Raw genomic sequence first — 24,911 nt, 5'->3', positions numbered from 1 at the left:
CCCCGGGGAGGTAATCCCAAGCCCTACACAGGCCCGAAATGATGGCGGTGCTCCGACGGTGTTGTGTTCAGGCGTCGGCGAAATGCTCGGTTCATGGTCTCGGGGGTGCCGAAGCCACACGCGCGAGCGACCTGTTCGATCGTGACAAGGGTGGTTTCGAGTAGGCGGCATGCCGCTTCCATTCGCACTGCTTCGACGTGTTCGGCGGGTGTGATGCCGACGTCGAGCTTGAATAACCGACTGAACTGTCGCTCGGAAAGGTGTGTGCGAGCCGCCATGACCCGGATCGACAGGTCGTCGGCCAGGTGCTCGGGCAGCCAGGCGAGGAGGTCGCGAATCGGCTCCTCGTTGGCGGACTGGGCAGCCAACAGTGCGGAAAATTGGCCCTGGCCACCGGATCGACGCAGGTAGACGACGAGTTGCCTGGCGACCAAAGCAGCGGCCTGGCTGCCGTGATCATCAGCTACCAACGCCAGCGAAAGGTCGATGCCAGCGGTGACCCCGGCGGATGTCCACACGTTGCCGTCGTGCACATAAATGGCGTCAAGGTCGACCGATACGTCGGGGTAGTCCTGTTCGAGCTGCGCGCAGTCCGCCCAGTGGGTGGTCGCATGCCTGCCGTCGAGGAGCCCCGCAGCGGCGAGCAGGAACGCTCCGGAGCACACGGACGTCACTCGTCGCGATCTCCTGGCGACACGCTGGATTTCGTCAACCAACTTCGCATCGTTGGTCGCCTGATCGAAGTCGCGCCCGCCAGCCACAACGAGCGTGTCGACATCGCCGACGACCTCATCGATCGGAGTGGTTGCGTATTCCAACCCGCTCGTTGACAGTACGGGCCCACCGCCGATGCTCACCACCTGCGTCGAGTACGGCGGTATGGACAGGAACCTCGAGGCGGTCGAAAACACTTCGAGCGGGCCGGCTATGTCGAGGATCTGGGCGCCCGGGAATCCGACGATGACGATGCGTGGTTCGGGCACCGGTCCTCCGTCACAGAAGTCATATTGAGTCGAACGCGTGGCCGAGATCGTCAACATCGTGTCCTAGGCGGGTCGGCGAGCGAACTCTACCGTGAATGCATACCCACAAACAGGAATCGAGACCAAATGCGCATCGCACGCTCGGCCCACGTTCCCTGGATGTGGCTCGTCACGACAGTCGCAATCACGGCGGTTGTGATCACCTTCGGTCGCTTCAGGAGCAACGAGCGAATCGCCCAGGCAATCGCGGCCGGAGCAACACGACGCCGCGGCGAGCCCAGCGCCGAAGCGCTTCCCCTTGACCCCACACAAACCCACGAATCGAGTCCGACATGACCACAACAAACCCCGTCCAGCAGTCCCGACCCCGTCGCCTGACGCGAATTGCCCGAGTATTCGGCATTGTCGTGGTGATTCTTCTCCTGCTAACCGCAGTTTCGGCTCTGGCGAACGCCTCCATCACGACATCGGAGAAGACGAGCCTCACCCCGTACGGCCAGAGGGTATCGGTCGATGCCGGCGCCCTTAACGTGTACCGCAACGGCGGATCAGGGCCGACGATGGTTCTTCTCAGCGGCTTCGGCACCCCGGCACCAGCGATCGACTTCGCGCCGCTCATCCGCAAGCTCGACGCATTCAACGTGATCGTCGTCGAGGGATTCGGCTACGGATACAGCGATCTGGATGTTGCCAATCGCACGATCGAGAACATCACCAGCGAACTCCATCAGGTGCTGACCAAGCTGCAGGTGAACGAGCCGGTGATCCTGGTCGGCCACTCTGTCGGAGGCCTCTACGCCCGCTACTACGCGAACGCCTACCCGAAGGATGTCTCAGCCATCGTCGGCATCGACCCCATGGTGGCCACGACCTCGTCGCTGAAGGTCGGGGCACCGTCGACCGTAGAGGGCATCCAGGCCGGTACCGGCCTGTTCCGATTGGTGACGACGATTGCGCCCGACCTCATCCAGCCTCCCGGCACCGCGTACACGCCAGACGACCGCCGCCGCACGGCTGCCATGACCAAATGGAACTACGGCAACGTCTCGATCTCAGACGAATGGAGCCGCATCGGCGCCAACTCCACACAAGCCAACGCCCACCCGTTCGCCGCCGACCTTCCCGTCCTGGAGATCCTGTCGAGCGAGAGTGTCAAGGCGATGCCGGAGTGGCTGCCCAACCATGAAGCCGAACTCAAGGGCGTCGCAACGCACCAGCTCGAAGTACTTGAGGGCAGCCACTACCTTCACTGGACGCAGTCCCCGGCATTGGCTCGGATCATCTCGAAATTCGTCGCAGCAAACGTTGCCAACTGACCGCACCCGGAAGCAGAGAACGCCCCAGCTCCTATCCGGCCTTGCCTCGCCCAACCCACTCAACCCAACCCACTCAACAAGGAGATCAGCCATGACGAACAAAACGAACATCCCAACCATTTCCCGCAGTGCCGCCTGGGTCGGAGGGGTCTGCCTTCTCCTCATCGCAGTGCTCGCCGGCGCTGGCAACTTCGGCGCGCTCGCTCCTCTCATCACCGCCGGTGATGCGGCGAGGACCGCTGCTGCCATCAGCGGTTCGGGACTCCAATTCCGCATCGGCGTGCTCTGCATGGTCCTCGCGGCGATCCTCGACGTTGTTGTTGCCGCCGCACTGCTCCGCATCCTTGAGCCAGCGAGCCGGATGGTCGCCCTCACCGCGGCCTGGTTCCGCATCGCGTACGCTGCCGTGTTCGTAGTAGCCATCGCCCAACTCGCGAGCGTGCCGAACTTGCTTCGGAACCCGGATCGGGCCCTCGACGCGATCGACTCCTACAACGTCATCTGGCACGTCGGGCTAATGCTGTTCGCAGCCCACCTCGTGCTAGTGGGGTACGCGGCTTTCCGGTCCCGCATCCTGCCTCTTTGGCTCGGCATCTTGGTCGGCATCGCCGGCGCGGGATACTTCGTCGACGGCGCCGGCACAATCCTCCAGCCCGACTATGTTCCGTCGATCTCGACATTCACCTTCATCGGAGAGGTCGCACTCATCGGATGGCTGCTCTGGACAGCCATGCGCCGGCCAACGCTCCAGCTCGCCGCCGCCCTGTGAGACATCTTCCGCACGCTCTCGCCGGAAAGGAATCGAGATGTCTACCGTGAATCGCCGATTCACCCTCCGCCCGACTCGCCAGCGCGGGTCTCGCCGCTGGGTCCGGCGGGCGGCTGCCGCTTTCGTTCTGGTGGTGGTCCCCACGGGGATGCTGTTTCAATCCCTGCGAAGCGGCCACTACGCGGACGACAGCTGGGTTGGCATCCTCATGGCGGCCGTCCTCATCGTCCTGTTCGTCGCGACCAGGCGGCTGGCGCCAACCCTGCTCGTTGCAGCGCTCGTCGTAGGTCTCACGGTGTGGGCAGCCACTCCCTCGGCCCTGGCTTCCCCCACCGGCGACTCCCTCGTGCTCGCCAGGATCGATCGGGCGCGCGAGTCCGGGTTCCTCACCCGGCAGCACGACATCGCGGTCGCGTCGGTGTCCCTGCATGACGCCGCGCCTGTCAGGTTTGCGGGCATAGGCGCATCGGATGCCACACCCATGGAGATCGGATCGCTGACCAAGGCGATGACCGGGTTGGTCATCGCCGATTCGGTACGCCGGGGCGAGATCCGCCTGGACACGCCGATTTCCACCTACCTTCCTCACTTGGCGGGCGTCCCTGCTGGCACTGTGACGATGCAGGAACTCGTTACTCATACTTCCGGCTACGCCGCCTTTGGGCCGACCGTGCTGCGGCGGGCCGCGTGGAGCGCTCCGTTCGGCCGAAACTTCCTCGACGGCGATCTCGGTGAGCTCTACGGGGATGCCAGACAGGGGACGCTTGAGACTCGCGGAACCTATTCTTATTCGACCCTCGGAGCCGCAATCGCCGGGCAGGCTGCCGCTGCGGCGGCCGGGATGACCTACCCCGAGCTCATGCAGGCGCGGCTCTTCGGTCCGCTCGGCATGACGCACACGTTCATCCAGGGCGCGCACGCCCTTGTGCCGGGCGGATGGTCGACGTCGGGCCTGGCGGTGCAGCCCTGGCTCCTTGGCGCGTATGCCCCCGGTGGTGGCGGAGTATCAACAACCCGGGACCTCGCGATACTCGCCACTGCGCTCCTCGATGGTTCGGCACCCGGCATGTCCGCCCTTGATCCCACCACCGCGACCACGCAGACGGACACGCAAGTGGGAATCTTCTGGCACACCTCGACCCTGACGTCGGGCACAGACGTCACGTGGCATGGCGGGCAAACCGGCGGCTACACCACCTACTTCGGCCTTGACCGGACCGCAGGAACCGCCGCCATTGTGCTCTCCGATGTCGCCAATCCGTCAACGGACGCTCTCGGCGTCGCGCTCCTGACCGACACCAACTGAACGTGCAACGCCTGGAGGGATTTGAACGCCTGACCTACTGTTCAGAGGTCAATTGGTCGACTTGGCCCGACGAACCAACACTCAGACAAACACCGGGCCGGATTAGGCCGTGGAGCTCGGATCATGGCCTAAGTCACCGAAGTCGTTTGAAGCGGGGCAGAAGCCAGAATGGGCCTGACCAGATTTCGCAAGAAATGGTGGTCAGACCCGTTATCCAATGTGCGCCCGGAGGGATTTGACTCCCCTACTGAGCCGCATCCACATCGCGGTCTTCGCGTGAACAGCTCAATGAGGCGGGCGATGCGGCTGACTGCTCAGCGGGGCCCACGAGAGCTTTCGCGTCCTCCCGGGCGCACCAATCAATCGAGACGTCCGGTTAAACGAATCGGGACGCCACACGAATGTGACGTCCCGATTGATTGGTGCGCCCGGAGGGATTTGAACCCCCGACCTATTGATCCGTAGTCGAAAGTCGTCTCCCCGGAACTAGACGGAAGTGGTCGAGATACCGCTAAAACGCTGGTGACTGGGCTCGGCCTCGATGACGCGAGCTGACCACGATGTTCTCCAGGTGTGGGTGAAATGTGGGCACGGCCGCTTGCGTGAGAAACTGCTGACGGTCTTGTGTGCTGAGTGTCTTGGTGACTCTCGCGGTTGGGCCGCGGACACCCCTGCGTAGTCATGATGGTCTCGAATTCGATCGGGCTCAGCCGGCCGAGCGCAGCATTCAGCCCACGACGCTCTCGGTACGCGATCGCTCACGCGCGCGGCTACCAATGATTCGTCGTCGATACCGCGCTGCAAAGCCCCGAATTGATCTGCTGACCAGCCTCAATAACGATTAGACACTCTGACTCATTCCCTCCGTTTAGATGCCTTTCTGTCCACCGGGTCCGCGGAACTGCCCGTCGCGCGAGACAATCGGCGGCCGGGTGGCCGCAGAGCCCGGACGACCCCCATACTCGAAGCCGTGAATCCCCTCGAGCCCGCCCCGAGCGCCCCCAGCCTCGATAGTCGCCGATTCGTGATGGAATCCTCCACCAACAGCGACGTCAATCTCGCGTCCCCCTCACGTTTCCAGTATTTCGAGCGCGACGGCGTCATCTGGGGCGACTACGACGGAGACACCGTGACGTTCGGCCGGTTCGTCGGAACACGGGTCGGAGACCAGCTCTCCATCTCCTTCGCCCACGTCATGACATCCAACGGACTCGTCGTGACGGGGACGAGCGGAAGCCTCGTCGAGGTGACAGTCGAGGGCATTCGCCTTGTCGAAAACTTCCGCATCGGCGACACCGATCACGTGAGCATCTGCGTCGAGGTTTAACCTCCTGGCCACCATCTAGCGAGCGGCGGCGTCCCGCCCGTTTCCGGCCGTGGTGAATCGCGTCATGCCGAGGCGGTTCGCCATGCCCGTCCGGTTCGGGATGTCCGACGGCAACACGTAGGACTTCCGCACAACCTCGTCGAGAACGACGACGCTAACGACCGACTTCACCTCGGGCCGCGCGGCGACAACGCCGGTCACAAAGTCGTGGATGCCTCCGATGTCGAGCGCTCGGATCAGCAGCATGGCGTCATGCTCGCCGGTTGTGATCGCGCAGTACTCGACATCGGGCATCTGCAGGATCCCCTCGCGAAAGCGGTGCCAGCTCTGCGGATGGACCGTCACGAAGACCAGCGCGCAAACCTGCAGGCCGACGAGGGCGGGGGCGACCTGGGCGGAGAATCCCGTGATGATCCCTGCAGCGATCATTTGCTCGACGCGATTGTAGACGCTCGCCCGGGAGACGTTGACCTTGTCTGCGAGCGCGGCCATAGAGATCCTGCCGTCGCCCCTGAGGACGGACAGGATGCGCATGTTGACCTCGTCGAGTCCGGTCGCCTTTTGTCCAGAGAGCGGCTGCCCGTCTTGGGCCGTTTTCAACACTTTGCACTCCAGAACGTTTTGGACATAGATTTCGTCTACGGTTTTTGATGAACGGTGACTTAACAATAGGGATCATGCGACTCTTTCTCCATACCGTCCAACGGCAAGAAGTATTACGGATGGACGCTCGGCGCGACGGAGGGCCATCCACCAGTCGCGAGCTATCCCGTTCTGGTCGGTACCGACCGTGCCGGCCCTTTCCCCCAGGAGACATCATGGTTTTCCGCTCCGCCAAGACCAGAATCGCGGTCGGTTCCGCAGCCGTCGCCCTCGCTCTGGTCGTCACCGGATGTTCGTCCGGCAAGACCACGGGCAGCGACTCCGCGTCAAAGACGTTGACGATCGACAAGGCCTTCGACCTTAAGACCGCCGATCCGGGCCGCATGTACGAGCCCACCGGCGAGATGGTCGACAAGGCCCTCTACGAGACACTCCTGTCCTTCACGGGCGGCGACGTCTCGAAGGTCGCGCCGGGTCTGGCAACGCTCAAGGTGTCGTCTGACTCCAAGACCTTCACTCTGACGCTGACCGGAACCCACAAGTTCTCCGACGGCACGGCGATCACCGCCGACGACGTCGTCTTCTCGCTCGGCCGGGTCATTGGCGTCAAGGGCAATCCGTCCTTCCTGCTCGACGGCGTGACGGTCACGAAGAAGAACGCCACGACCGTCGTACTCACGACGAAGACGGCGACGCCCGCGCTGCCATCCATCCTCGCGAACCCAGCGCTCGGCATCCTGAACTCAAAGGTGGTCAAGGCGCACGGCGGCACGACAACGGACAAGGACAGCGCCGAGAAGTACTTGAACACGCACTCCGCGGGTTCCGGTCCATACGTGCTCAGTTCGCTGAACCTCGCGTCGCAAGTTGTACTGACCGCCAACAAAAACTACGACGGCAGTGACAAGCCCACCTACACCCGGGTCGTGATCCAGAACGTCAAGGGTCCGACCCAGAAGATCAACGTGCAGGGGGGCAGCGCGGATGTCGCGCTCGACCTCTCCGGAACGCAGGCAACCGGTCTGGGCAGCTCGATCAAGGTCACCAGTGACCCGTCGGCCAACGTCATCTTCCTGCTGCTGAACCAGAACCCGGCGGTCTCGAAGATCACGAGCAACCCGTACTTCGTGAAGGCGGTGAAGGAATCCATCGATTACGCCGACCTGGTTTCCATCGCCGGAACCGGAACGTCGCAGGCGCCCGGTGTCGTGCCGAGCATGTTCCTTGGCGCGCTGAAGAGTGCGGACGAGCTGAAGACGGATGCCGCAGCGGCCAAGTCGGATCTGGCCAAGAGCGGCTACGCCGGGGAGTCGGTGACGCTCAACTTCCCGAGCGACATCACGCTGAACGGCATCGAGTTCCCGACGCTGGCGCAGCGAATCCAGTCTCAGCTGAAGACCGCGGGCATCACGATTGACCTCGCTCCTGCGCCCGTCGCCACGGAGCTCGATGCGTACCGCAACGGCACGGAGACCATCGGCCTGTGGTACTGGGGACCCGACTATCCTGACCCGAGCGACTACCTCGTATTCGCTCCAGGCAATGTCGTAGGTCTCCGCGCCGGCTGGTCGGCAACTGCTGATGCCAGCATCTCCAAGCTGGCCGATGCCGCAACCATCGGTGGCAGCAACGCCGAACGAGCCAGCCAGTTCCAGGACCTGCAGAAGGCCCTCAACAGCTCGGGTCCGTTCATCCCGCTGCTCCAGCCCGGCAACAACATCGCCGCGAAATCGTCGGTCAGCGGTGTCGTCTACAACGCCGTGTGGACGATCGATATCGCCGCACTGGGCAGCAAGTAGGCACTGCTCTTGACGAGTGATTCGGCGGCCCGGACCGTGCGCGTGGGGGAAACCGCACGCACGGTCCGGGCCTCCCACCCGTTTCTTCGGTATGCCGGCCGGCGGGTCATCACCTCGATCCTGCTGGTGATCGGCGTGACCCTGGTCACGTTCATCCTCACCAACCTCGTGCCCGGAGACCCGGTGGCCGCATCGCTCGGCCAGCGTGCGGCCGAAGACCCGGCGATCGTCGCGCACTTCCGCGCCGAGTACGGGCTGGACAAGCCTCTCGTCGTGCAATATTTCACCTATCTCGGCAACCTCCTGCACGGCAACCTCGGCATCTCGACCACGACACACGACGCGGTCGCGGCCGACCTTGCCCAGGCTCTTCCGGCCACTCTCGAGATCGCTATCGGGGCGATCGTGCTCAGCGTCGTCATTGGCGTCGTGCTCGGAACGGTCGCGGCCTACCGGCGCGGCAAGGTCTCCGATCACGTGCTGCGGGTCGTCTCGCTGGCAGGGCTCAGTGTCCCGACCTTCTGGCTCGCGCTCGCGCTGTACTACTTCTTATATTTCAAACTTCACATCGCGCCCGGCTCCGGTCGTCTCAGCTCCGATTTCAACACCCCGCACACGATCACGGGGCTCTATACGATCGACGCCTTGCTCGCCGGGCAGCTCGACACCTTCTTCGACGCGCTCTCGCACCTCTTCCTTCCGGTGCTCGTGCTCACCCTCTACACCGTTGGCCTGCTCACCCGGTTCGTGCGCACCGCAGTGCTGGAAATCCTCGACCAGGACTATGTTCGTGCCGCCCGCGCCAAGGGGCTGCCGACGCGCACGGTCGTGTGGTCCTACGTTCTGCGAGGGGCGAGCATCCCCGTGCTCACCGTCGTTGGACTCGCCTTCGGAAGCCTGCTGAGCGGCACTGTGCTCGTCGAATCGATCTTCTCGTGGCCGGGCATCGGCAGCTACGCATACCAAGCCGCCTCCCACCTCGACCTCCCTGGAGTCATGGGCGTGGGCCTCCTCATCGGAGTCATGTACCTTCTCGTGAACTTGATCGTTGACCTGCTCTACGGCATCCTTGACCCGAGGGTGAGGCTCGCATGACGCGCCCGCTTCTCACGAAGGACGAACTCGAGCCCACCAGGCTCCGCTGGCGTCGTCCACGGCTGCGCCTCGGTCGGTGGTCCTCGCCGCTCGGCATCACTGGCGCCGCGGTCGCCGTCCTCTGGATCATCGTGGCGATCATCGCTCCCGTGATCGAGCCGCATGATCCGCTCGCGCAGAATCTTGCCATCCTGCAGGCACCGGGCCACGGGACTCTTATGGGGACCGACGAGCTCGGTCGCGACGTCTTCTCGCGCGTGCTGTCCGGCGCGGGCGTGACGATTCCGCTCGCACTCCTGCTCGTCGTGATGTCCGTGCTGATCGGCGCCGTGCTTGGGGCCATCGCCGGCTTCTTCGGGCGCTGGGTGGATGAGCTGATCATGCGCATCACCGACTTGGTCATGGCGTTTCCCACTGTGATCCTGGCGATGGTCATCGCTGCGGCGCTCGGCGCCTCGCTGCTCAACGCGGTGTTGGCGGCACTGATCGTGTCGTGGCCCTCGTATGCGCGGCTCACGCGGGGTCTTGTGCTGGCTCTGCGCCAGTCGAACTATGTCGTCTCCGGACAGCTGCTCGGCTTCTCGCCCCTGAAGTCCCTCTGGCGCGACATCGCCCCGAACATTGTCGGTCCGATCCTCGTCCTTGCGAGCCTCGATATCGGAACGGCGATCCTCCTCCTCTCCGGGCTGTCGTTTCTCGGGCTCGGCGCAAAGCCGCCGACTGCCGAATGGGGCTCGATGGTGTCGGACGCCATCCAGAATTTCGATTCCTGGTGGCTCGGGCTGTTTCCCGGTCTCGCCATCCTGACCATCGTCGTCGCGTTCAACTTCGTCGGCGACGCGCTGCGTGACGCGCTGGATCCGAAATCAAACACGTTGCGGGGAGGTGGTCTCACCCTATGAGCATCCTCAGGATCACGAACCTGCAAATCGATGTGCGAACCCAAGGGGGGCCCCGCGCCGTGGTGGATGGCATAGATCTCACCCTGGAGAGGGGTCGAATTCACGGCCTCGCGGGCGAGTCGGGCTCAGGCAAGACCGTGACCGCGCTGGCCATCCTCGGGCTGCTCCCGGAATCGATGACGACATCGGGCTCGGTCGTTCTCGATACCAATGACGTCGACACGGAACTTCTTGGTGCGCCGCGTCAGGTGCTCGCCGGCATCCGTGGCAGACGCATCGCCATGGTGTTCCAGGATCCGTCGACGAGCCTGCATCCGCAGCTCTCGGTGGGCCGGCAACTCACCGACCACATGCGACACCACCTGAAGCTGGGCAAACGGGATGCGCGTGATCGTGCACGCGCCCTCCTCGAGCGTGTTCGGGTTCCCGATCCGACGAGCGCGCTCAAGAAGTTCCCTCACCAGTTCTCGGGCGGCCAGCGCCAGCGCATCGCCATCGCCGTCGCCCTCGCGTGCGAACCCGACGTCCTGCTGGCGGACGAGCCGACGACGGCCCTCGATGTCACCGTCCAGGCGGGAATATTGCAGTTGCTTCGGGAGCTCGTCGATGACGCCGGCCTGAGCGTGCTCCTTGTGACCCATGACCTTGGCGTCATGAGTGCCGTGGCCGATGAGGTGGCGGTTATGCGCGCCGGAGTCATAGTCGAGTCTGCGCCACGACAACAACTCTTCACCGACCCGCAGCACGCGTACACCCGGTCACTGCTCGCGGCGCTTCCTGGGTCGAAGCTCGAGGAATCACCGGAGGCGCTCGTCGCGGAGCTGCTCAACGCCACCAGGACGGAGGCGATCGAGTGACGACCATGCCGGTGCTCACCGCCTCCGACGTTGTCGTTGAGTATCGCGGGCGACCGCCGCTCAGGGCAGTCGACGGTGTTTCCCTCGCGATCGCAGCGGGCGAGGTTGTTGCGCTCGTCGGCGAGAGCGGCTGTGGCAAGTCGAGTCTCGCGCGAGCGGTTGTCGGCATCGAGAGACTCGGGTCCGGTAGCGTGAAATTCGGGAGCGACGAGGTGCCCGTGCTCGGCATCCGTCGTCGCCCCCTCGCCCTGACAGGGATGCAGATGGTGTTCCAGGACCCCAACTCGTCACTCAATCCGCGTCGCCGGGTCGGTGACCAGATTGCGGACGGCGTGCGGGCAGCGGTGCTCCGGGGAGACGCAGGTTCCGATCCGGCGGAGTGGCTCGAGCGCGTCGGTCTCGATCCAACGGCAGCGCGTCGTTACCCGCACGAGTTTTCCGGCGGCCAGAAACAGCGCATCGCAATCGCGAGGGCTCTCGCGGCGCGCCCTCGGATGCTCGTCGCCGACGAGCCGATCTCGGCTCTCGACGCCTCGACCCAGACCAGCGTCGCAGCGCTCATGCGCTCGCTCTGCCTCGAGGCCGGTGCGGGCATGCTGTTTATTTCGCACGACCTGTCGGTGGTGCGTCGCATCGCCGACCGGACGCTCGTAATGTACTGCGGGCGAATCGTCGAATCAGGCCACACGGAGTCGATCTGGCAGAACCCCGTTCATCCCTACACCCGGGCGCTTCTCGCGGCCATCCCTGTGCCGGACGGCGCCGGCCGTCTTCCAATCACTCCGCTCGAGGCGGACCGACTGACCTGGACCGAGAAGATTCCGGATGCGCTCGAAAGGACAGCCTCGTGACCACCGTCGACTCGCATCCGGTGCTTCACCCGACCGAGGCCCCCGCCTGGGCAATGCCGCGTGCCGCCAATCGGGCCACCCTCCCGGGTAACAGCGCCTTCATGCTGGACGGCTGGGGCGATGCCTCTCACGTGCTTGCACCCGACAATCCGGTATCGGCCTACACGGCCGAGCGTCGCTCTCGTCTGGCCCAGGCATTCCCTGCCGAGCTTCTCGTGATCCCGTGCGGCGAAACACGAACACGGTCGAACGACAACGACTACCGCTTTCGCCCGGGAACGGACCATGTCTGGCTGACGGGCAATACGGGTGCGTCGAGCGTGCTGATGGTCGACACGACGGGTGGCGAAGCGGGCTCCGTGCTCTACCTCCACGCGCCATCCGGTCGCACGAACGACGAGTTCTGGCAGAACGACGGCCAGGGTGACCTCTGGGTCGGGCCACGGCCCTCGCTGGCCGAAACCCAGGATGCGCTGGGTATCGAGTGCAGGGCGCTCGTCGACCTGCCGGAGGACTTTGCGCGCGCGGCCGCGCGTGCGCGTACCATCCGCGTCCTTCCCACGCTGGATCGCGCTGTGGATGGGATGGTACGGGAGGCGTGTGGCGCGGAGTTCGCGCCGCACCTCGCGCTCAAGGCGACACTGGACCAGCTGCGCCTGATCAAGAACGACTGGGAGCTCGGCCAGCTCCAACTCGCAGTAGACGGGACCATTCTCGGGTTCGAGGACTGCGTCCGGGAATGGGATCGCGCCCGCGCCAGTGATCGCGGTGAGCGCTACGTAGAGGGCACCTTCAACCGTCGCGCGCGTCTCGAGGGCGAGGGCCCCGCGTATGGCAGCATCGTCGGCGGTGGCGGACATGCGACTACGCTGCATTGGACCGCCAACACCGGCCGTCTCCGTGACGGCGACCTCGTGCTGATGGACATGGGGATGGAACTCCCGTCGCTGTACTCCGCGGACATCACAAGGACGCTCCCCGTCTCCGGATCATTCACCCCACTGCAGCGTGACGTGTATTCGATCGTGCTCCGCGCCCAGCAGGCCGGCATCGACGCGCTGCGTGCCGGAGTCCTGTTCCAGGACTACCAGGATGCGTGCGGCCTGGCCCTCACCGAAGGGTTGATCGAACTCGGCGTCCTCATGTGCTCGGTGGAGGAGGCGATGGCCCCGGAGTCCCTGTACCACCGGCGCTGGAGCATCTCCCGCCCAGGGCACATGCTCGGCATGGACGTGCACGACTGCAACCACGCTCCGCAGGGCTCGTACCTGACGGGGACACTGTCGGCGGGCAACGTACTCACAGTCGAGCCGGGGCTCTATTTTCAGGCCAACGACCTGAGGGTCCCCGAGGAGTTGAGGGGTATCGGGATCCGAATTGAGGACGACCTGCTCGTCACCGAGACATCGTCGATCAATCTTTCCGCGGATCTTCCGCGAGATCCGGAAGTCATCGAGGAGTGGATGTCGAAGCGGGCCGTGTAGCGAGCTCCGTTAGGTGAGTGGCCGCAGCCTCGTCCACCCTCGCTCGACGTTCACGGGCACGCCAAACCCAATGACCTGTTTTGGGCCTGGGGAGCCTGACCCGCTTTCCCGGACACCTTGGTCCTGCCCTGGTAATCCGGAACAGCGGCTATGGAGTTGTGATGGTTTTCAGGTGTTGGTTCTCGAACTCTAGCGGGGTTGCCCACCCGAGACTGCCGTGCCGGCGTCGCCGGTTGTGGAAGCCCTCGATGTACTCGAAGATCGCATTGGCGAGTTCGACTCTGGTGGTCCACCGGCGCCGGTTGAGGAGTTCGACTTGCATGCGGGCCCAGAACGACTCGACTACGGCGTTGTCATAGGGATCACCGACGGTGCCCAGCAATGGGAGCAGCCCGGCGTTCTTGGCCCGGGCGGTGAAGGCCCAGGAGGTGAATTGACTGCCGTGGTCGCCATGGATGACCGTCCCGGCTGAGGGCCGGCGGGAGTCGATCGCCATGCCGAGTGCGTTCGTCGCCAGATCCGCGCGTTGCGCGGAATCGATCGCCCAGCCAACAACGCGTCGACTGAACACGTCGATCACGACGCAGCAGTAAAGCTTCCCCTCCCGGGCCTTGGATTCCAGCAGTCGTCGCAACACCTGATGGAAGGTGGCGGCGATGGCGGGCAAGAAGTACACGGACGAGCAGAAGGACGAGTTCTTCCGGCTTCTCGATCGAGGCGGCACGGTTCGGGCTGCCGCGCGAGCAGTCGGGGTGAATGAGAACGCCGGCTACAACTGGTTACGCAAGACGGGTCTGACGATGAAGCGGGCCGTTCCGCGCATCTATCCGCCGGAGTTGAAGACCGAGTTTCTGCGGCTGGTCTTTGAGCGTCAGATCATCTCGACTGTCGCTGTCGAGCTAGGTATTCACCGTCCGACCGCATATGCGTGGGCGCGAAAGGCCGGCATCTCCACGAGCGAAGCACGCAGGGTCAATCCACGACGAGACGAGTTCCTCCGGCTCCGAGCCACCGGCTTCACCCGCGCTCAGGCCCGTGCGGCGGTCGGTGCGGATACCCGGTCTGCGACGGACTGGGACAAGGGGATCACGATCATCAAGCGAGGCCGGATCTATCCCGATGGGCGCGTGGTCAGGTATCCGGAAAGAAACAATGGGGTCGTGCCTGAACGAAGATCCCGTGCCATCGGCGGAACCGTCGACCTGAACATCGTCGAGAAGATCATCCACCCCCGATACCTCGGCGTCGTGGAGCGTGAGCATCTCCACGATCTTCACCGCGCTGGATTGTCCATCCGCGCGATCGCGGTCGTGATGCAACGGGCGCCGTCGACGATCAGCCGCGAGCTGCAACGCAACACCGTCTCGGCGCGTGGCTACCTCCCGCACACTGCGCACCGATTGTCCGTGACACGGCGAGCACGGCCACGGACACCGAAAGTCGTCGCCAACGACCGGCTCCGCGCCTACATTCAGGGGAAGCTTTCTAGGAAGTGGTCGCCCCAGCAGATCAGCAATCGACTGGTCAAAGAGTTCCCGGGCGCGAAGGAGATGCGGGTGAGCACGGAGACGATCTACCAGGCGATCTACGTCCACGCCCGTGGCGAGCTGCGACGGGAACTCGGAACACAGCTGCGGCGAGGTCGCGTCGCCCGGAAACCTCGAAAGCAGCCAGACGCACGACGTCCACGGTTCGTCGATCAAATGCGGCCAATCAGCGAACGACCGGCCGAGGTCGAGACCAGACAGATTCCCGGCCACTGGGAGGGCGACCTCATCATCGGCGCCCTGGGCGGCTCCGCGATCGCCACCCTGGTCGAGCGGACGACTCGCTTCGTGATGCTGGCCCACCTCGGCCGCGAACGAAACGCGGAAGCTCTCCGCGACTCGCTGATCACCACAGTCCGGCACCTGCCGGCATCGCTTCGGCAATCGCTGACCTGGGACCAGGGCGCCGAGATGGCAGAACACCGCGCGTTCAGCGTCGCGACGGACTTCGACGTCTACTTCGCAGACCCGGGATCCCCCTGGCAGCGCGGCAGCAACGAGAACACCAACGGGCTCCTCCGGCAGTACTTCCCCAAGGGCACCGACCTTGCCCCGCACGGCGTCGGGCGTCTTCTTGAAGTCGCCACCGAGCTGAATGACCGGCCTCGAAAATCCCTCGACTGGGACACGCCCGCTGAGCGTCTCACTGCTTTACTTGAAGCTTCATAACGAGAGCGTGTTGCGACGACTGCTGGAATCCAAGGGCTCGGGTGTTCTGTGATGTCGGTGACCCAGAGCTTGTCCGGACCCGACGCGGTGAATTGCCGCTTCACGAGGTCCGTGACTGTGACCTGGTTCGGGGAACGCTTGCCGCGGCGTCGGAGCGGAAGCCCGGACAGGGCTGCGCGCTGCATGAGAAGGGCGACAGTGCCGCGGCCGACGATGATGCCGTGGCCGCGTTGCAGCTCAGCACGAACACGCAGCTGGCCGTATATCCCGTAAGAGGCGTCATGGATTTGGCCGATCAGATCAGTAAGGAATGCGTGCCGGATCGAGCGAGCAGACGGCGCACGGCCCCGCCACTCGCAGTAACCGGAGGTCGACACCCCAAGCGCCTGGCAAGCCCGGCGAACTCTCACTCCGTCAGCGTGGAGCTCGTCCACGAGACGGAAGCGTTCTTTTGGGGGCACCACCTGCTCCACGGCCTCGGCCGCCTTCCGCAGGATTTTGACCTCTTCCTCGAGATCCCGGATCCGAGCTTTCGCCACCGCAAGAGTGCGAGACTCGACGCGCGCACTATCAGGCTTGAGCCCCCGGTCGACAAGGTCCAGCTGCTTCCATCGGTATAGGCAGGACTGCGCGATCCCAAGCAACTCCGCAGTCTCTACCACGGTCCGACCAGAGCGCACGAGTTCAAGCGCGCGCTCACGGAACTCGGCCGGATACGGACGGGGCATGTGACGACTCCCCTCTCAGATGTAGCCACATTCTCCCAACCACCCATTCTGGAATACCAAGACAGGACCAGCTACTACTGCGGAAGAACCTGAGTTCGAAGTCTCAACGCCAGATCTCAACGTTGCTACCTGAGGTATAGACACTCGATTCGATCAATCCTGTGACTACTGCTATTGATACACCGAAGGAAATGCGGCTAGATCTTCATGTCCGGAAACGCTGAATCAGCTCGTGGCCAGCAGTGGCACCAGGGATCCAATTGACCTCGTTAGTGATTCGAATGAGAGTCACCCGCATCGTCGGTCCTAGCCACTAGCGTCGTCTCCGTGAAACTCTCCCCGCAAGCAGCTCCGCACATTTACGCCGATACCCAAGTCACCCTGGAACGTGTTCTGAGCTTCGGCAATGCAACGCGAGAAATACAGCTAACAGTTCTGACAGAACTGCGGCTGCGAGCAAACGACCATGCGAACGACACTCAAATTGCCCTTGTGGCTGTCTTCGTATCGTTCGTCGGCTTCTTTGTCTCGCCGATCAAAAATCCGGTTCCCGAGGGTGCACCCCTGTGGACATCACTCGTCGTGGGCGCGGTCCTTGGCATTGGTGGAGCGATTGTCGCAATACCGTTTCTTCTCCGCCCGGTGCTCCGCAGCTTGCGGAAGGAAAGGGCGACGGTCTGGATTCCAGCCTTTGAGGACGAGATCGCTCGCCGGCGGGGGGATATTACTCGCCAGGGTCGCGACTGGCGCCGAACCCACTAGCTACGGGAGGCTTGAAATTGCGCCTCTGCAATCTCAGGTGCTCTGAAGATCCGTCAACTCCCAGTGCCGCTCCATAGCTCCAATGCCGCGAGCGTCAGAGTCAACTGCAAGGTGGGCGCCGGTTCAGGGTTCCTAGGTGAGAGATCTCCTCTCGCGTCAGAGCGCGAAGGGTGCTCGTTCGAGGCCAGGGGCGACGGCGGTTGCGGCGTCTGAGCCGATCTCGACGATGGAGTTTGCGGCGTCGACGTGAACGATTCTTGGCCGGAACTGTGCTGCCTCGTCGTCGGCGAACAGGCCGTAGGCGATGATGATGACGATGTCGTCGACGTGCACGAGGTGTGCTGCGGCTCCGTTGATCCCGATGACGCCGCTCGCGGGCTCGCCGGCGATTGTGTAGGTTTCCAGCCGGGCGCCGGTGGTGACGTCGACGACCGACACGAGCTCTCCCGGCAGGATCCCGGCGGCATCGAGCAGGAGCTGGTCGACGGTGATCGAACCCACGTAGTGGAGATCGGCGTGGGTGACCGTCGCCCGGTGGATCTTCCCGGTGAGCATCGTTCGCAGCATCAGGTGTGCTTCGTGCGGGCGTGGGCCCGGAGTTCGAGCCCCGAGAGTAGGAGTATTATTCCGAAGTCGAAGGCTTCGCGCCCGCGGTCGCCGGCGACGGCACCCAACGGGTCCGCCGAGTGCCCGAGTGCGACGACACCGAGGCTGTCGGCCTGGATACGTTGCTGTTCGTGCGATACGTGGCCGAGGATGAAGTGGAGCAGGGCCGCCGCCGCGATCTCGCTCGTCCTGTCGTCGTAACCGCCGCGATGGATTGCGCGGGAGAGCCGTTTCTGGGCCTCGTCAGCGCCGAGCCCGAGGGCGAGGGTGCTCGAGACGACCTCTGCCCCATCCCGGAAGGCCAGCAGCGCGTCGCGGAGTGCCTCGGCCTCCGCACGGGCCGTGCCGTTCCACTCGTCGTCGGTGCGCCCCGCCGGCGCGGCGCGGGACACGATCTGGTCGGCGATGGATGCGAGCAACGTCTGCTTGTTGGCGAAGTGCCAATAGAGCGCGCTCGGCTGCACATCGAGCGTCGCTGCCAGCCGCCGCATGGTGAGGTCGGGCAGCCCGTGCTCGTCGAGGATCCTCAGGCCCGCCGCGACGACATCGTCGCGCGAATGGCGGGTGGACCGGGTGCCGACCGTTTCTGGAAGTGACATTGTTCCGTTATCGTACCAGCGTCCTGTACGGTGTTCAGGTGAACAGCGTTCAGGTTAGGGAGTACAGGGTGGGCAGTCGAATTCGAGTCGACATTCGCGACGTGACGCGGATCGCGGTCTTCGCGGCGATCATCGCCGTGCTCGGCATTCCCGGGGCGATCCCGGTCTTCGGCGGCGCCGTTCCCATCACCGCCCAGACCCTCGGTGTGATGCTCGCCGGTGCCGTGCTCGGCCGGTGGCGGGGAGCTGCCGCCGTGGCCGTGTTCGAGGCGCTCGTGTTCCTCGGGCTTCCGCTGCTTTCGGGGGGACGCGGGGGCATCGGCGTGTTCGTCGGCCCGTCGGCCGGCTATCTGGCCGGCTGGATTTTCGGGGCCTTCGTCATCGGCGCTATCGTCCGTGCCGGCACCCGAAGGCCCACGTGGTGGCGGACCGCCCTCGGCTGCGTCGTGGGCGGTGTCGTCGTCGTCTACGCGCTCGGCATTCCCGTCCAGGCCCTCGTGACTCAGCTCTCGCTGGCCCAGACAGCCCTCTCGAGCACCGTGTTCCTCCCGGGAGACATACTCAAGGTGGTCGTCACGACGCTCATCACACTGGCGCTCTGGCGGGCCTATCCGCGGGCCTTTGGTCGCGGTTCCGAGGCTTCAGCCCTGGCGGAGCGTGCTGATTCGCCCGTGCAGCAGGGCGCGAACACCCCGTGACGGTCGACCGGGTCGCGGTCTCCTGCGGGTCGGTCTCGCTGACCGAGACCCAATTGCAGGCGCGCATCGACCGGTCACGGGGCGAGCGAGACAGCACGCCGGGCCGCGTCGTTCCGATTATCGACGCGGACCGGGTCGCGGCGCTCATAGAGGCTCTCGCGCTGCGGGAATCCGGCGGCATCCCGCTGCTCGGCGATGACCGGTGGGATGCGCGCCTGTGGGCTGGACTGCGTCGGCTGGCGGACGACGCCGAACCGGTGCCCGGCATGGCGTGGGCAACATTCAGCTCGGGAAGCACGGGCGCCCCGCGGGTGATTTTGCGCACCGAGAGCTCCTGGTCCGCGTCGTTCCCGGGAGTCTCGGGCCTCTTTGAACTCACCGATGCGGACGTCGTCTACCTTCCGGCGCCGCTCGCCTCGTCCCTCTCGCTCTTCTCGGTCGCCCATGCACGGTCGCTCGGCGCGGGCATCATCCTCCCGCAGGCGCACACGATCTCGCCAGCCGATCTGGAGTGCGCCACGGTGATGCACGGCACTCCGAACGCTTTAGCTGCCGCCGTCGAGGTCATCGAAGGCGGTGCGTCACACCGATTGCGTGCCGCGCTGGTCGGAGGCGCGCACCTTGACAGTGCCCTGCGGGAACGGGCCGAGGCGGCGGGCATCCGCGTGGTGTCGTATTACGGAGCTGCAGAGCTCTCCTTCGTGGCGGTCGATGCCGATGGGCTCGGCTACCGGCCTTTCCCTGGTGTCGAGGTCCGCGTGGACGAGGGCGACCTGTGGGTGCGTTCCCCCTATTTCGCGGCGGGATATCTCGGGGGTGCGTCCGGTTCGATGACCGCGACGACCGGCGCCCTCCGGCGGGACGGCCAGGGCTGGGCCACGGTCGGCGACGTTGTGGATGCCGACTCGGCGGGGTTGCTGCGGCTGCGGGGCCGACGGGACGGCGCGATCCTGACGGCGGCCGCGACCGTGATTCCCGAGGACGTCGAAGCGGCCCTGCGCGCGATCGACGCAGTGGAGGACGCTATCGTCTTCGGAGTCCCCAACGCGGGCACCGGCTCCCTCGTCGCCGCGCTCGTCGAAACAACCGCCGGGAACCCGATTCCCTCCGCACGCGAGCTCAGAGAACAAGCCCGCACAAGGTTGGCGCTCTCACACCTGCCCCGCCGCTGGTTCTGGACCGAGAATCTGCCTCGCACCGCCACGGGAAAGCCGGCCCGAGCCGCGGCCCGCGACGCCGTCCTGGCAGGCTCTGTGCGCCGCCTTGACTAGCGACCGGGTGCCGGTCGTCGTGGCCGCACGCCGCACCCCGATCGCGACCAAAGGCGCGCGACTCGCCCACGTCACCGCCGAGCACCTCGCCGCTCCCGTGATCCGGGCCTGTGTCGACGATGCGCGCGCCGCCACCGGGGCGCGGGCAGACATCGGCGATGTCGTGCTCGGCAACTGCATGGGCCCCGGCGGAAACATTGCCAGGCTCGCGGCGCTCGCTGCAGGGATCGACGTCGCCGTTCCCGGGATGACCGTCGACCGGCAATGTGGAAGCGGATTGTCCGCGATCATCACCGCGGGTGAGGCGATCAGGGCCGGCGACGACCGCCTGCAACTCGCCGGCGGAGTCGAGAGCGCCTCGACCGCGCCGACGCGGACCTTCGCCGGGATCGCCTACTTTCGGGCGCCGTTCGCGCCGAGCGGATTTCCCGATCCGGAGATGGGCCCCGCCGCCCAAGCGCTCGCCCTAAGGTACGACATCGATCGACACCAGCAGGACAACTACGCCGCGCGGAGCCATCAACTCGCCTACGACGCCCACCGGCTCGGCAGGTTCGACGAGGAGATCGTGGCGATCGGTGACGTGCGGGTCGACGACGGACCGCGCGCCGGAATACCGGCGATGCTTGGCCGTTTCGCCCCGCTGTTCGCCCCTGCGGACGGAGAACTCAATGGCACGGTCACGGCGGGCAACTCGTGCCGGATCAGCGACGGCGCCGCCGCCGTCGCCATGGTGCCGGCTGGATCCCGCGGAACCACGCCGGGACTGGCCCTGGTGGCGGCGGCGACCGTCGGCTGCGACCCGGCGCTTCCGGGCATCGGCCCAGTCGCGGCGATCACTCGGGCACTCGCCGACGCGGGCGTGACCCTCGCCGACGTCGCCGCGTTCGAGATCGTCGAGGCGTTCGCGGCGCAGACACTCGCCGTTCTGCACCTGCTCGGCCTAGCTCCGGACGGCGTCGCCGATCCACGGGTCTGTGCCCAGGGCGGCGCCCTCGCCCTCGGCCATCCGTGGGGCGCAAGCGGAGCCGTGAGCGTCGTTCGATTATTCTCCCGGCTCGTGCGCGGCAACGCCCCGGCGGGCACCCTCGGAATCGCGACGGCGGCGGTCGGCGGCGGCATGGGCGTGGCCGCCCTGTTCAAGGTCGTGCGATGAGGCCGCATGCCTAGATAAGCGTCGACGCAGTGTCGGAGAACTTTGCCGTGCGTCTCGCGCTGCTGGTCTGAGCCCGACCGCTGTCCCAGATCTCGAATCCCCCACAACTGGGGTACGACATCGTGTCCTCGTTAAGGAGGACATGCGATAGCGTTTAGAAGCGTCCAAAACCGGAAGTGTGCGATTCTCGATGTTGAACTCTCGTCGTTCCCCCGACGACGCAGGGTGTGCTGAGAATCGTGTCCCTGTGAATCACAGAGATCCGAGTTGACAAAGGCGCACGAAAAGCCCAACGCTGCTTCCCCCAAGCAGCGTTGGGTCGTTTCTTCGCTGCCCGCGATCTGCCCGGTGGAGAGCTGCTGTTATGGGACCGGGCGTGCAGCCCACGGTCTCGATCAGTGCAGCGCGCCGACCGGATCCGGACGTGTCCCTGCCATAGGAGTTGCTCTATGCGAATTGCCCCCGACCGGGGGGCAGCGAATTCAGCCTGATCCTGCCAGCATCAACCGTGGATGTCCCGTTCGTACGTGCATGTCCAATTTGGCATGACGGCGAGATTCATGCCAGGCGGATGGCACGGCGCGGGCACCGAATGGAGTGCTGAATTGGTGAGGGGTTTCTTCACGGCTGGCGATCGGCCGGCCACGCTTTCCCCTGGAGTGGCCGCTGTACTCATTCTTCTTGCACGCCCCGTGCTTCGCCTCCACCTCGCCCTGTACAAACTGGATGTCCGGCGGGCTCAATTTCCCGTCGATAACCCGGAGCGTGTCATCCCAGGACCTGACCCCGTCCGGCTGATGTTCATCGGTGATGTGACGGTGTCCGGGTACGGAGTTTTGCACCAGGGGATGACGACTGTCGCCAAGACCGCACGATTCGTCGCCGAGACCTGCGGGAGAGGCTGTTCGTGGACGACCATCTCGGCGAACGATCTCACCGCCGCGCGGGTCGCGAAAATGTCGACTCTCGACGCGACCCCGGTTGACGTCGTGCTGGTCATGCTCGGCGTCCCAGATGTGCTGCTCGCCACAAGCACGAACGCCTGGAAATCCAACCTCGAAACGATACTCGAGCAGCTCCGCAACCACACCGAACCGAACCGCCGAGTCGTCTTTGCCGGCATTCCACCGATGGTGGACTTCCGGCCTGTACCGCCTCTTGGTCGCAAGATGCTGAGACTTCAGATCGATCGCTTGAACAGTGTCACGCACGAGCTCGCTTCTCGGGCACCTGATGTGTCCTTCGTGCCGTTCCCTGATTGGCGAGTAGGAGATATGTATGTGCAGGATGCCTTCTCCTGGAAGTCTCTGCACGAAATGTGGGCACGCGTCCTCGCCGCGACAACTCTGCAGGCATTAACCGACACCAATTCGGATCGGCGCGAATCGGGCAGCGAGAATCTCGGCGCGAGCTGAACCTGTGGGTCGAGGGCTTGCCCACCGATTCTCCGCTGCATCGTTGTCGATGACGATCACTGATCTGAGTCCGCGCCCTCGGTCACAAGATCTCCATCACAACTGACGACAGGCATTCCAAAAGCCGAGTCAGGGATGCCGTCGATTGGGTTGACTCCTTGACGTGTGCAGCGTAACCACCGATCTTCTTTCGCTGCTCAAGGCTGAGTCAGGCTGAGTCAGGCTGAAGGGAGCATGCATCGCGAACCCGGGCGTGGTCGGGCAGCCCGACTGATGCTTCGGAGGCGAGAAGCCCGCGGAGTTCGTCGGATGACCCTGAGAGACGGCAACGATGTGCAGGAACCCCGCACTTCATTCGTGCGCGGTAGCCTGACGATATGTCTGTTTCGGCGAGGCGACGTGATGCGCGACGAGAGATGGCGCAGCCCAGCCAATCCGCGGTTCTCGACGGGGCCATTCCCGATATGGACTGGACAGTGTTGCCCTTAGGCACGCAGCCCTTCCGGTTCAGCGCGCCGAGTGGTTCGCTCGCGGCAATCGCCCTCGGCGATGTGGCACTCGACGCCGCCGGGACCAGGGTTGTTCTCGTTCCGGGGGCCACCGGATCGAAGGAAGACTTCACCCTCCTTATGCCGCTTCTGGTTGCCGCCGGTTACTTCGTGGAAAGCTTCGATCTTGCCGGCCAGTACGAATCGTCGGCGGCCGGACCGGTTGCTGGGGTCCGGTACACCTACGAATTGTTTGTGGCGGACCTCATCGCGTTCCTTGAAGCCGGGCCAACACCGGCACACGTGTTCGGGCATTCGTTCGCTGGGATAGTCGCTGAATTAGCGCTCCTCGAACGCCCGGACCTCTTTGCATCCCTCACCCTCCTCGGCGCCCCGCCTCAGCCGGGCCAGGCCTTTCGCGGTGTGCGTTGGATCGGTCGGTTGAGCTACCTTATTCGACCGCGCATGATCGCAGGACTTCTTATCTGGGGCATCGTCACCAACCGAGGTCGAGCGGACCCTGGTCGGCTGGCTCTCCTGCGGTTGCGATTCGACTACACCAGCAGACGAAGCGTCGACGACATCATGGACTTGATGAAGCACGTTCCCGACCTGGACTCCCGCCTCGCCGACAGTCCCGTCCCGATGCTCGTCGCGGTTGGTCGAAACGACTTGTGGCCCATACCGCTGCACGAGAGCTTCGCTGTGCGAATTGGAGCCGCGCTGGAGGTTTACCCCGACGGCGGGCACAGTATTGGCGAAACCGTCCCGCACCAGTTGGCGCGAGATTTCTTCACCCTCGCCGGCTCTCGCGCTGGACGATAAGTGCAGGACTCTCCCTTGCTCCCTGGCCGACCACGACATCCAGTTCGCTTCCATACTTCACTCACAAACGTGAGATCGGCGGGAGATCGCTCTCGTGGTGCCCGGTGGTGGAGCGGCCGAGTTGCCGCCTCGCGGCGCGCCTGCGCCTGGGCAGCTCCTCAGGCCAATGCAACAGGAGTGTCCGCCATGCCCAGCGCACTCGGCGGACCATCCCCGCCCAGGTACTGAACGGTCGCGCGGAAATGCCGACCCGGAGAGTCGGCTCATAAAGCACTGTCACCGTCGGATCGAGATGGAGGCTGAGGTCGAGATCATCGTGAATGTCAGTCCGTGCCCGATGCACCACTTCGCGGACTCCCTGCCAGACAGCTCGCCGCATTGCGAAGTTTGATCCGAAGATCGGCGGATTTCCGATCAGGTGACCAACTGCCCAGAAGTAGCCGCCGATGTAGACGATCCTCCCGATGAATCGAAGAAGCACCCCGCAGCCGTAGAGATCACCAGGACCGGTCACCACGTCAACCTCCGGAAGCCCCGCCAGCGTTGCCTCGACATGCTGAAGCCAGTCCACAGGGGGAACTGAGTCCGCGTCGAGACGGGCGATCACGTCCCCTTTTGCCGCGTCATACCCGGCAGCCGCTGCCGGCCAGATCCCGTGCGCTAACTCGACAATCACCCGAGCACCCGCGGCCGACGCGACAGCCGCGGTGGCGTCCGTGCTGGCGTTGTCGACAACAATGACCTCGTCTGGCAGCCGCGTCTGCACCGCAAGAGCCGCCAGACAGACCCCTAAGAAGGGCGCATCGTTATAGCTCGGGATCACGACGGAGATGGTGGTCATCTAACCCTGCTTCT

At 64.6% G+C, this 24,911-nt stretch carries 22 protein-coding genes and 3 pseudogenes; 18 read left to right on the top strand and 7 right to left on the bottom strand.

Annotation, left to right across the window (positions count from 1 at the left end; translation table 11 throughout):
* Nucleotides 1-23: 23 nt before the first annotated feature.
* Nucleotides 24-1,040, bottom strand: coding sequence for a GlxA family transcriptional regulator (locus FVP33_RS01440; protein WP_222706594.1), 1,017 nt, complete (start codon nucleotides 1,038-1,040; stop codon nucleotides 24-26).
* 275 nt (nucleotides 1,041-1,315) lie between these two features.
* Here FVP33_RS01440 and FVP33_RS01435 point away from each other — a divergent pair, with 275 nt between their 5' ends.
* The 4 genes from FVP33_RS01435 (at nucleotide 1,316) to FVP33_RS01420 (ending at nucleotide 5,701) form a co-directional block, all read left to right on the top strand.
* Nucleotides 1,316-2,299, top strand: a complete 984-nt coding sequence (locus tag FVP33_RS01435) for an alpha/beta fold hydrolase (protein WP_147781862.1) — start codon at nucleotides 1,316-1,318, stop codon at nucleotides 2,297-2,299.
* A 91-nt stretch (nucleotides 2,300-2,390) separates the two neighbouring features.
* Nucleotides 2,391-3,068: a DUF4386 domain-containing protein gene (locus FVP33_RS01430; protein WP_187270535.1), complete on the top strand. Its 678-nt coding sequence runs from the start codon at nucleotides 2,391-2,393 to the stop codon at nucleotides 3,066-3,068.
* A 37-nt stretch (nucleotides 3,069-3,105) separates the two neighbouring features.
* Complete coding sequence (locus FVP33_RS01425) at nucleotides 3,106-4,374, top strand: serine hydrolase domain-containing protein (protein WP_187270534.1); 1,269 nt, start codon at nucleotides 3,106-3,108, stop codon at nucleotides 4,372-4,374.
* A gap of 970 nt (nucleotides 4,375-5,344) precedes the next feature.
* Nucleotides 5,345-5,701, top strand: coding sequence for an avidin-fold protein (locus FVP33_RS01420; protein ID WP_246142117.1), 357 nt, complete (start codon nucleotides 5,345-5,347; stop codon nucleotides 5,699-5,701).
* Between the two features lie 15 nt (nucleotides 5,702-5,716).
* Here FVP33_RS01420 and FVP33_RS01415 read toward each other — a convergent pair whose 3' ends face one another.
* Nucleotides 5,717-6,304, bottom strand: coding sequence for an Lrp/AsnC family transcriptional regulator (locus FVP33_RS01415; protein ID WP_246142116.1), 588 nt, complete (start codon nucleotides 6,302-6,304; stop codon nucleotides 5,717-5,719).
* 215 nt (nucleotides 6,305-6,519) lie between these two features.
* Here FVP33_RS01415 and FVP33_RS01410 point away from each other — a divergent pair, with 215 nt between their 5' ends.
* From FVP33_RS01410 to FVP33_RS01385, 6 genes are read left to right on the top strand one after another with little or no spacing between them, the layout of a single operon-like run.
* Nucleotides 6,520-8,103 carry an ABC transporter substrate-binding protein gene (locus FVP33_RS01410; RefSeq protein WP_147781859.1) on the top strand — a complete coding sequence of 528 codons (1,584 nt, stop codon included), beginning with the start codon at nucleotides 6,520-6,522 and terminating at the stop codon, nucleotides 8,101-8,103.
* A 9-nt stretch (nucleotides 8,104-8,112) separates the two neighbouring features.
* Nucleotides 8,113-9,198: an ABC transporter permease gene (locus tag FVP33_RS01405; protein ID WP_246142115.1), complete on the top strand. Its 1,086-nt coding sequence runs from the start codon at nucleotides 8,113-8,115 to the stop codon at nucleotides 9,196-9,198.
* The gene (locus FVP33_RS01400) at nucleotides 9,195-10,100 is read left to right on the top strand and encodes an ABC transporter permease (protein WP_147781858.1); all 906 of its coding nucleotides are present in this window, start codon (nucleotides 9,195-9,197) and stop codon (nucleotides 10,098-10,100) included. Before FVP33_RS01405 ends, FVP33_RS01400 begins: the two co-directional genes overlap by 4 nt.
* 59 nt (nucleotides 10,101-10,159) lie before the next feature.
* The gene (locus FVP33_RS01395) at nucleotides 10,160-10,957 is read left to right on the top strand and encodes an ABC transporter ATP-binding protein (RefSeq protein ID WP_246142114.1); all 798 of its coding nucleotides are present in this window, start codon (nucleotides 10,160-10,162) and stop codon (nucleotides 10,955-10,957) included.
* A gap of 5 nt (nucleotides 10,958-10,962) precedes the next feature.
* Nucleotides 10,963-11,808: an ATP-binding cassette domain-containing protein gene (locus FVP33_RS01390; protein ID WP_147782053.1), complete on the top strand. Its 846-nt coding sequence runs from the start codon at nucleotides 10,963-10,965 to the stop codon at nucleotides 11,806-11,808.
* On the top strand, nucleotides 11,805-13,292 hold the full coding sequence (locus FVP33_RS01385; RefSeq protein ID WP_222706593.1) for an aminopeptidase P family protein: 1,488 nt from the start codon (nucleotides 11,805-11,807) through the stop codon (nucleotides 13,290-13,292). The genes FVP33_RS01390 and FVP33_RS01385 overlap by 4 nt, the downstream gene beginning before the upstream one ends.
* 148 nt (nucleotides 13,293-13,440) lie before the next feature.
* Here FVP33_RS01385 and FVP33_RS01380 read toward each other — a convergent pair.
* Nucleotides 13,441-13,917: pseudogene (locus FVP33_RS01380) on the bottom strand (IS3 family transposase); the annotation flags it as partial.
* Between the two features lie 31 nt (nucleotides 13,918-13,948).
* Here FVP33_RS01380 and FVP33_RS20195 point away from each other — a divergent pair.
* Nucleotides 13,949-14,029, top strand: a pseudogene (locus FVP33_RS20195) (hypothetical protein); the annotation flags it as partial.
* 63 nt (nucleotides 14,030-14,092) lie between these two features.
* Entirely contained in the window at nucleotides 14,093-15,508 is a 1,416-nt protein-coding gene (locus tag FVP33_RS19730) for an IS30 family transposase (RefSeq protein WP_425460926.1), read from the top strand.
* A 155-nt stretch (nucleotides 15,509-15,663) separates the two neighbouring features.
* On the opposite strand, the pseudogene FVP33_RS20190 reads toward FVP33_RS19730, so the two are convergent.
* Nucleotides 15,664-16,236, bottom strand: a pseudogene (locus FVP33_RS20190) (transposase); the annotation flags it as partial.
* A gap of 327 nt (nucleotides 16,237-16,563) precedes the next feature.
* Here FVP33_RS20190 and FVP33_RS01365 point away from each other — a divergent pair.
* Nucleotides 16,564-16,998, top strand: coding sequence for a hypothetical protein (locus FVP33_RS01365; RefSeq protein WP_147781853.1), 435 nt, complete (start codon nucleotides 16,564-16,566; stop codon nucleotides 16,996-16,998).
* 156 nt (nucleotides 16,999-17,154) lie between these two features.
* On the opposite strand, the gene panD is transcribed toward FVP33_RS01365, so the two are convergent.
* On the bottom strand, nucleotides 17,155-17,565 hold the full coding sequence (panD, locus tag FVP33_RS01360) for an aspartate 1-decarboxylase (RefSeq protein WP_147781852.1): 411 nt from the start codon (nucleotides 17,563-17,565) through the stop codon (nucleotides 17,155-17,157).
* A complete protein-coding gene (locus FVP33_RS01355; RefSeq protein ID WP_147781851.1) occupies nucleotides 17,565-18,203 on the bottom strand; it encodes a TetR family transcriptional regulator in 639 nt (212 codons plus the stop codon). The genes panD and FVP33_RS01355 overlap by 1 nt, the downstream gene beginning before the upstream one ends.
* 101 nt (nucleotides 18,204-18,304) lie before the next feature.
* On the opposite strand from FVP33_RS01355, the gene FVP33_RS01350 reads away from it, so the two are divergent.
* From FVP33_RS01350 to FVP33_RS01330, 5 genes are all read left to right on the top strand, one after another.
* Nucleotides 18,305-18,901 (top strand): biotin transporter BioY, encoded by a 597-nt coding sequence (locus FVP33_RS01350; protein ID WP_246142113.1) that lies wholly within the window; start codon nucleotides 18,305-18,307, stop codon nucleotides 18,899-18,901.
* Nucleotides 18,898-20,172 carry an AMP-binding protein gene (locus FVP33_RS01345; protein ID WP_246142112.1) on the top strand — a complete coding sequence of 425 codons (1,275 nt, stop codon included), beginning with the start codon at nucleotides 18,898-18,900 and terminating at the stop codon, nucleotides 20,170-20,172. Before FVP33_RS01350 ends, FVP33_RS01345 begins: the two co-directional genes overlap by 4 nt.
* Nucleotides 20,165-21,328: a thiolase family protein gene (locus tag FVP33_RS01340; RefSeq protein ID WP_147781849.1), complete on the top strand. Its 1,164-nt coding sequence runs from the start codon at nucleotides 20,165-20,167 to the stop codon at nucleotides 21,326-21,328. Before FVP33_RS01345 ends, FVP33_RS01340 begins: the two co-directional genes overlap by 8 nt.
* Nucleotides 21,329-21,873: 545 nt before the next feature.
* Entirely contained in the window at nucleotides 21,874-22,743 is an 870-nt protein-coding gene (locus FVP33_RS01335; RefSeq protein ID WP_187270532.1) for an SGNH/GDSL hydrolase family protein, read from the top strand.
* Nucleotides 22,744-23,120: 377 nt separating this feature from the next.
* On the top strand, nucleotides 23,121-24,056 hold the full coding sequence (locus FVP33_RS01330) for an alpha/beta fold hydrolase (RefSeq protein ID WP_147781847.1): 936 nt from the start codon (nucleotides 23,121-23,123) through the stop codon (nucleotides 24,054-24,056).
* Nucleotides 24,057-24,117: 61 nt separating this feature from the next.
* Here FVP33_RS01330 and FVP33_RS01325 read toward each other — a convergent pair whose 3' ends face one another.
* Nucleotides 24,118-24,897 (bottom strand): glycosyltransferase family 2 protein, encoded by a 780-nt coding sequence (locus FVP33_RS01325; RefSeq protein WP_147781846.1) that lies wholly within the window; start codon nucleotides 24,895-24,897, stop codon nucleotides 24,118-24,120.
* Nucleotides 24,898-24,911: the final 14 nt, after the last annotated feature.

Source organism: Lacisediminihabitans profunda, from assembly GCF_008040105.1.
Taxonomy (GTDB): domain Bacteria; phylum Actinomycetota; class Actinomycetes; order Actinomycetales; family Microbacteriaceae; genus Lacisediminihabitans; species Lacisediminihabitans profunda.
Note: the sequence above shows the minus strand (reverse complement) of the source record. Positions and strands in the feature narration are given on the sequence as shown.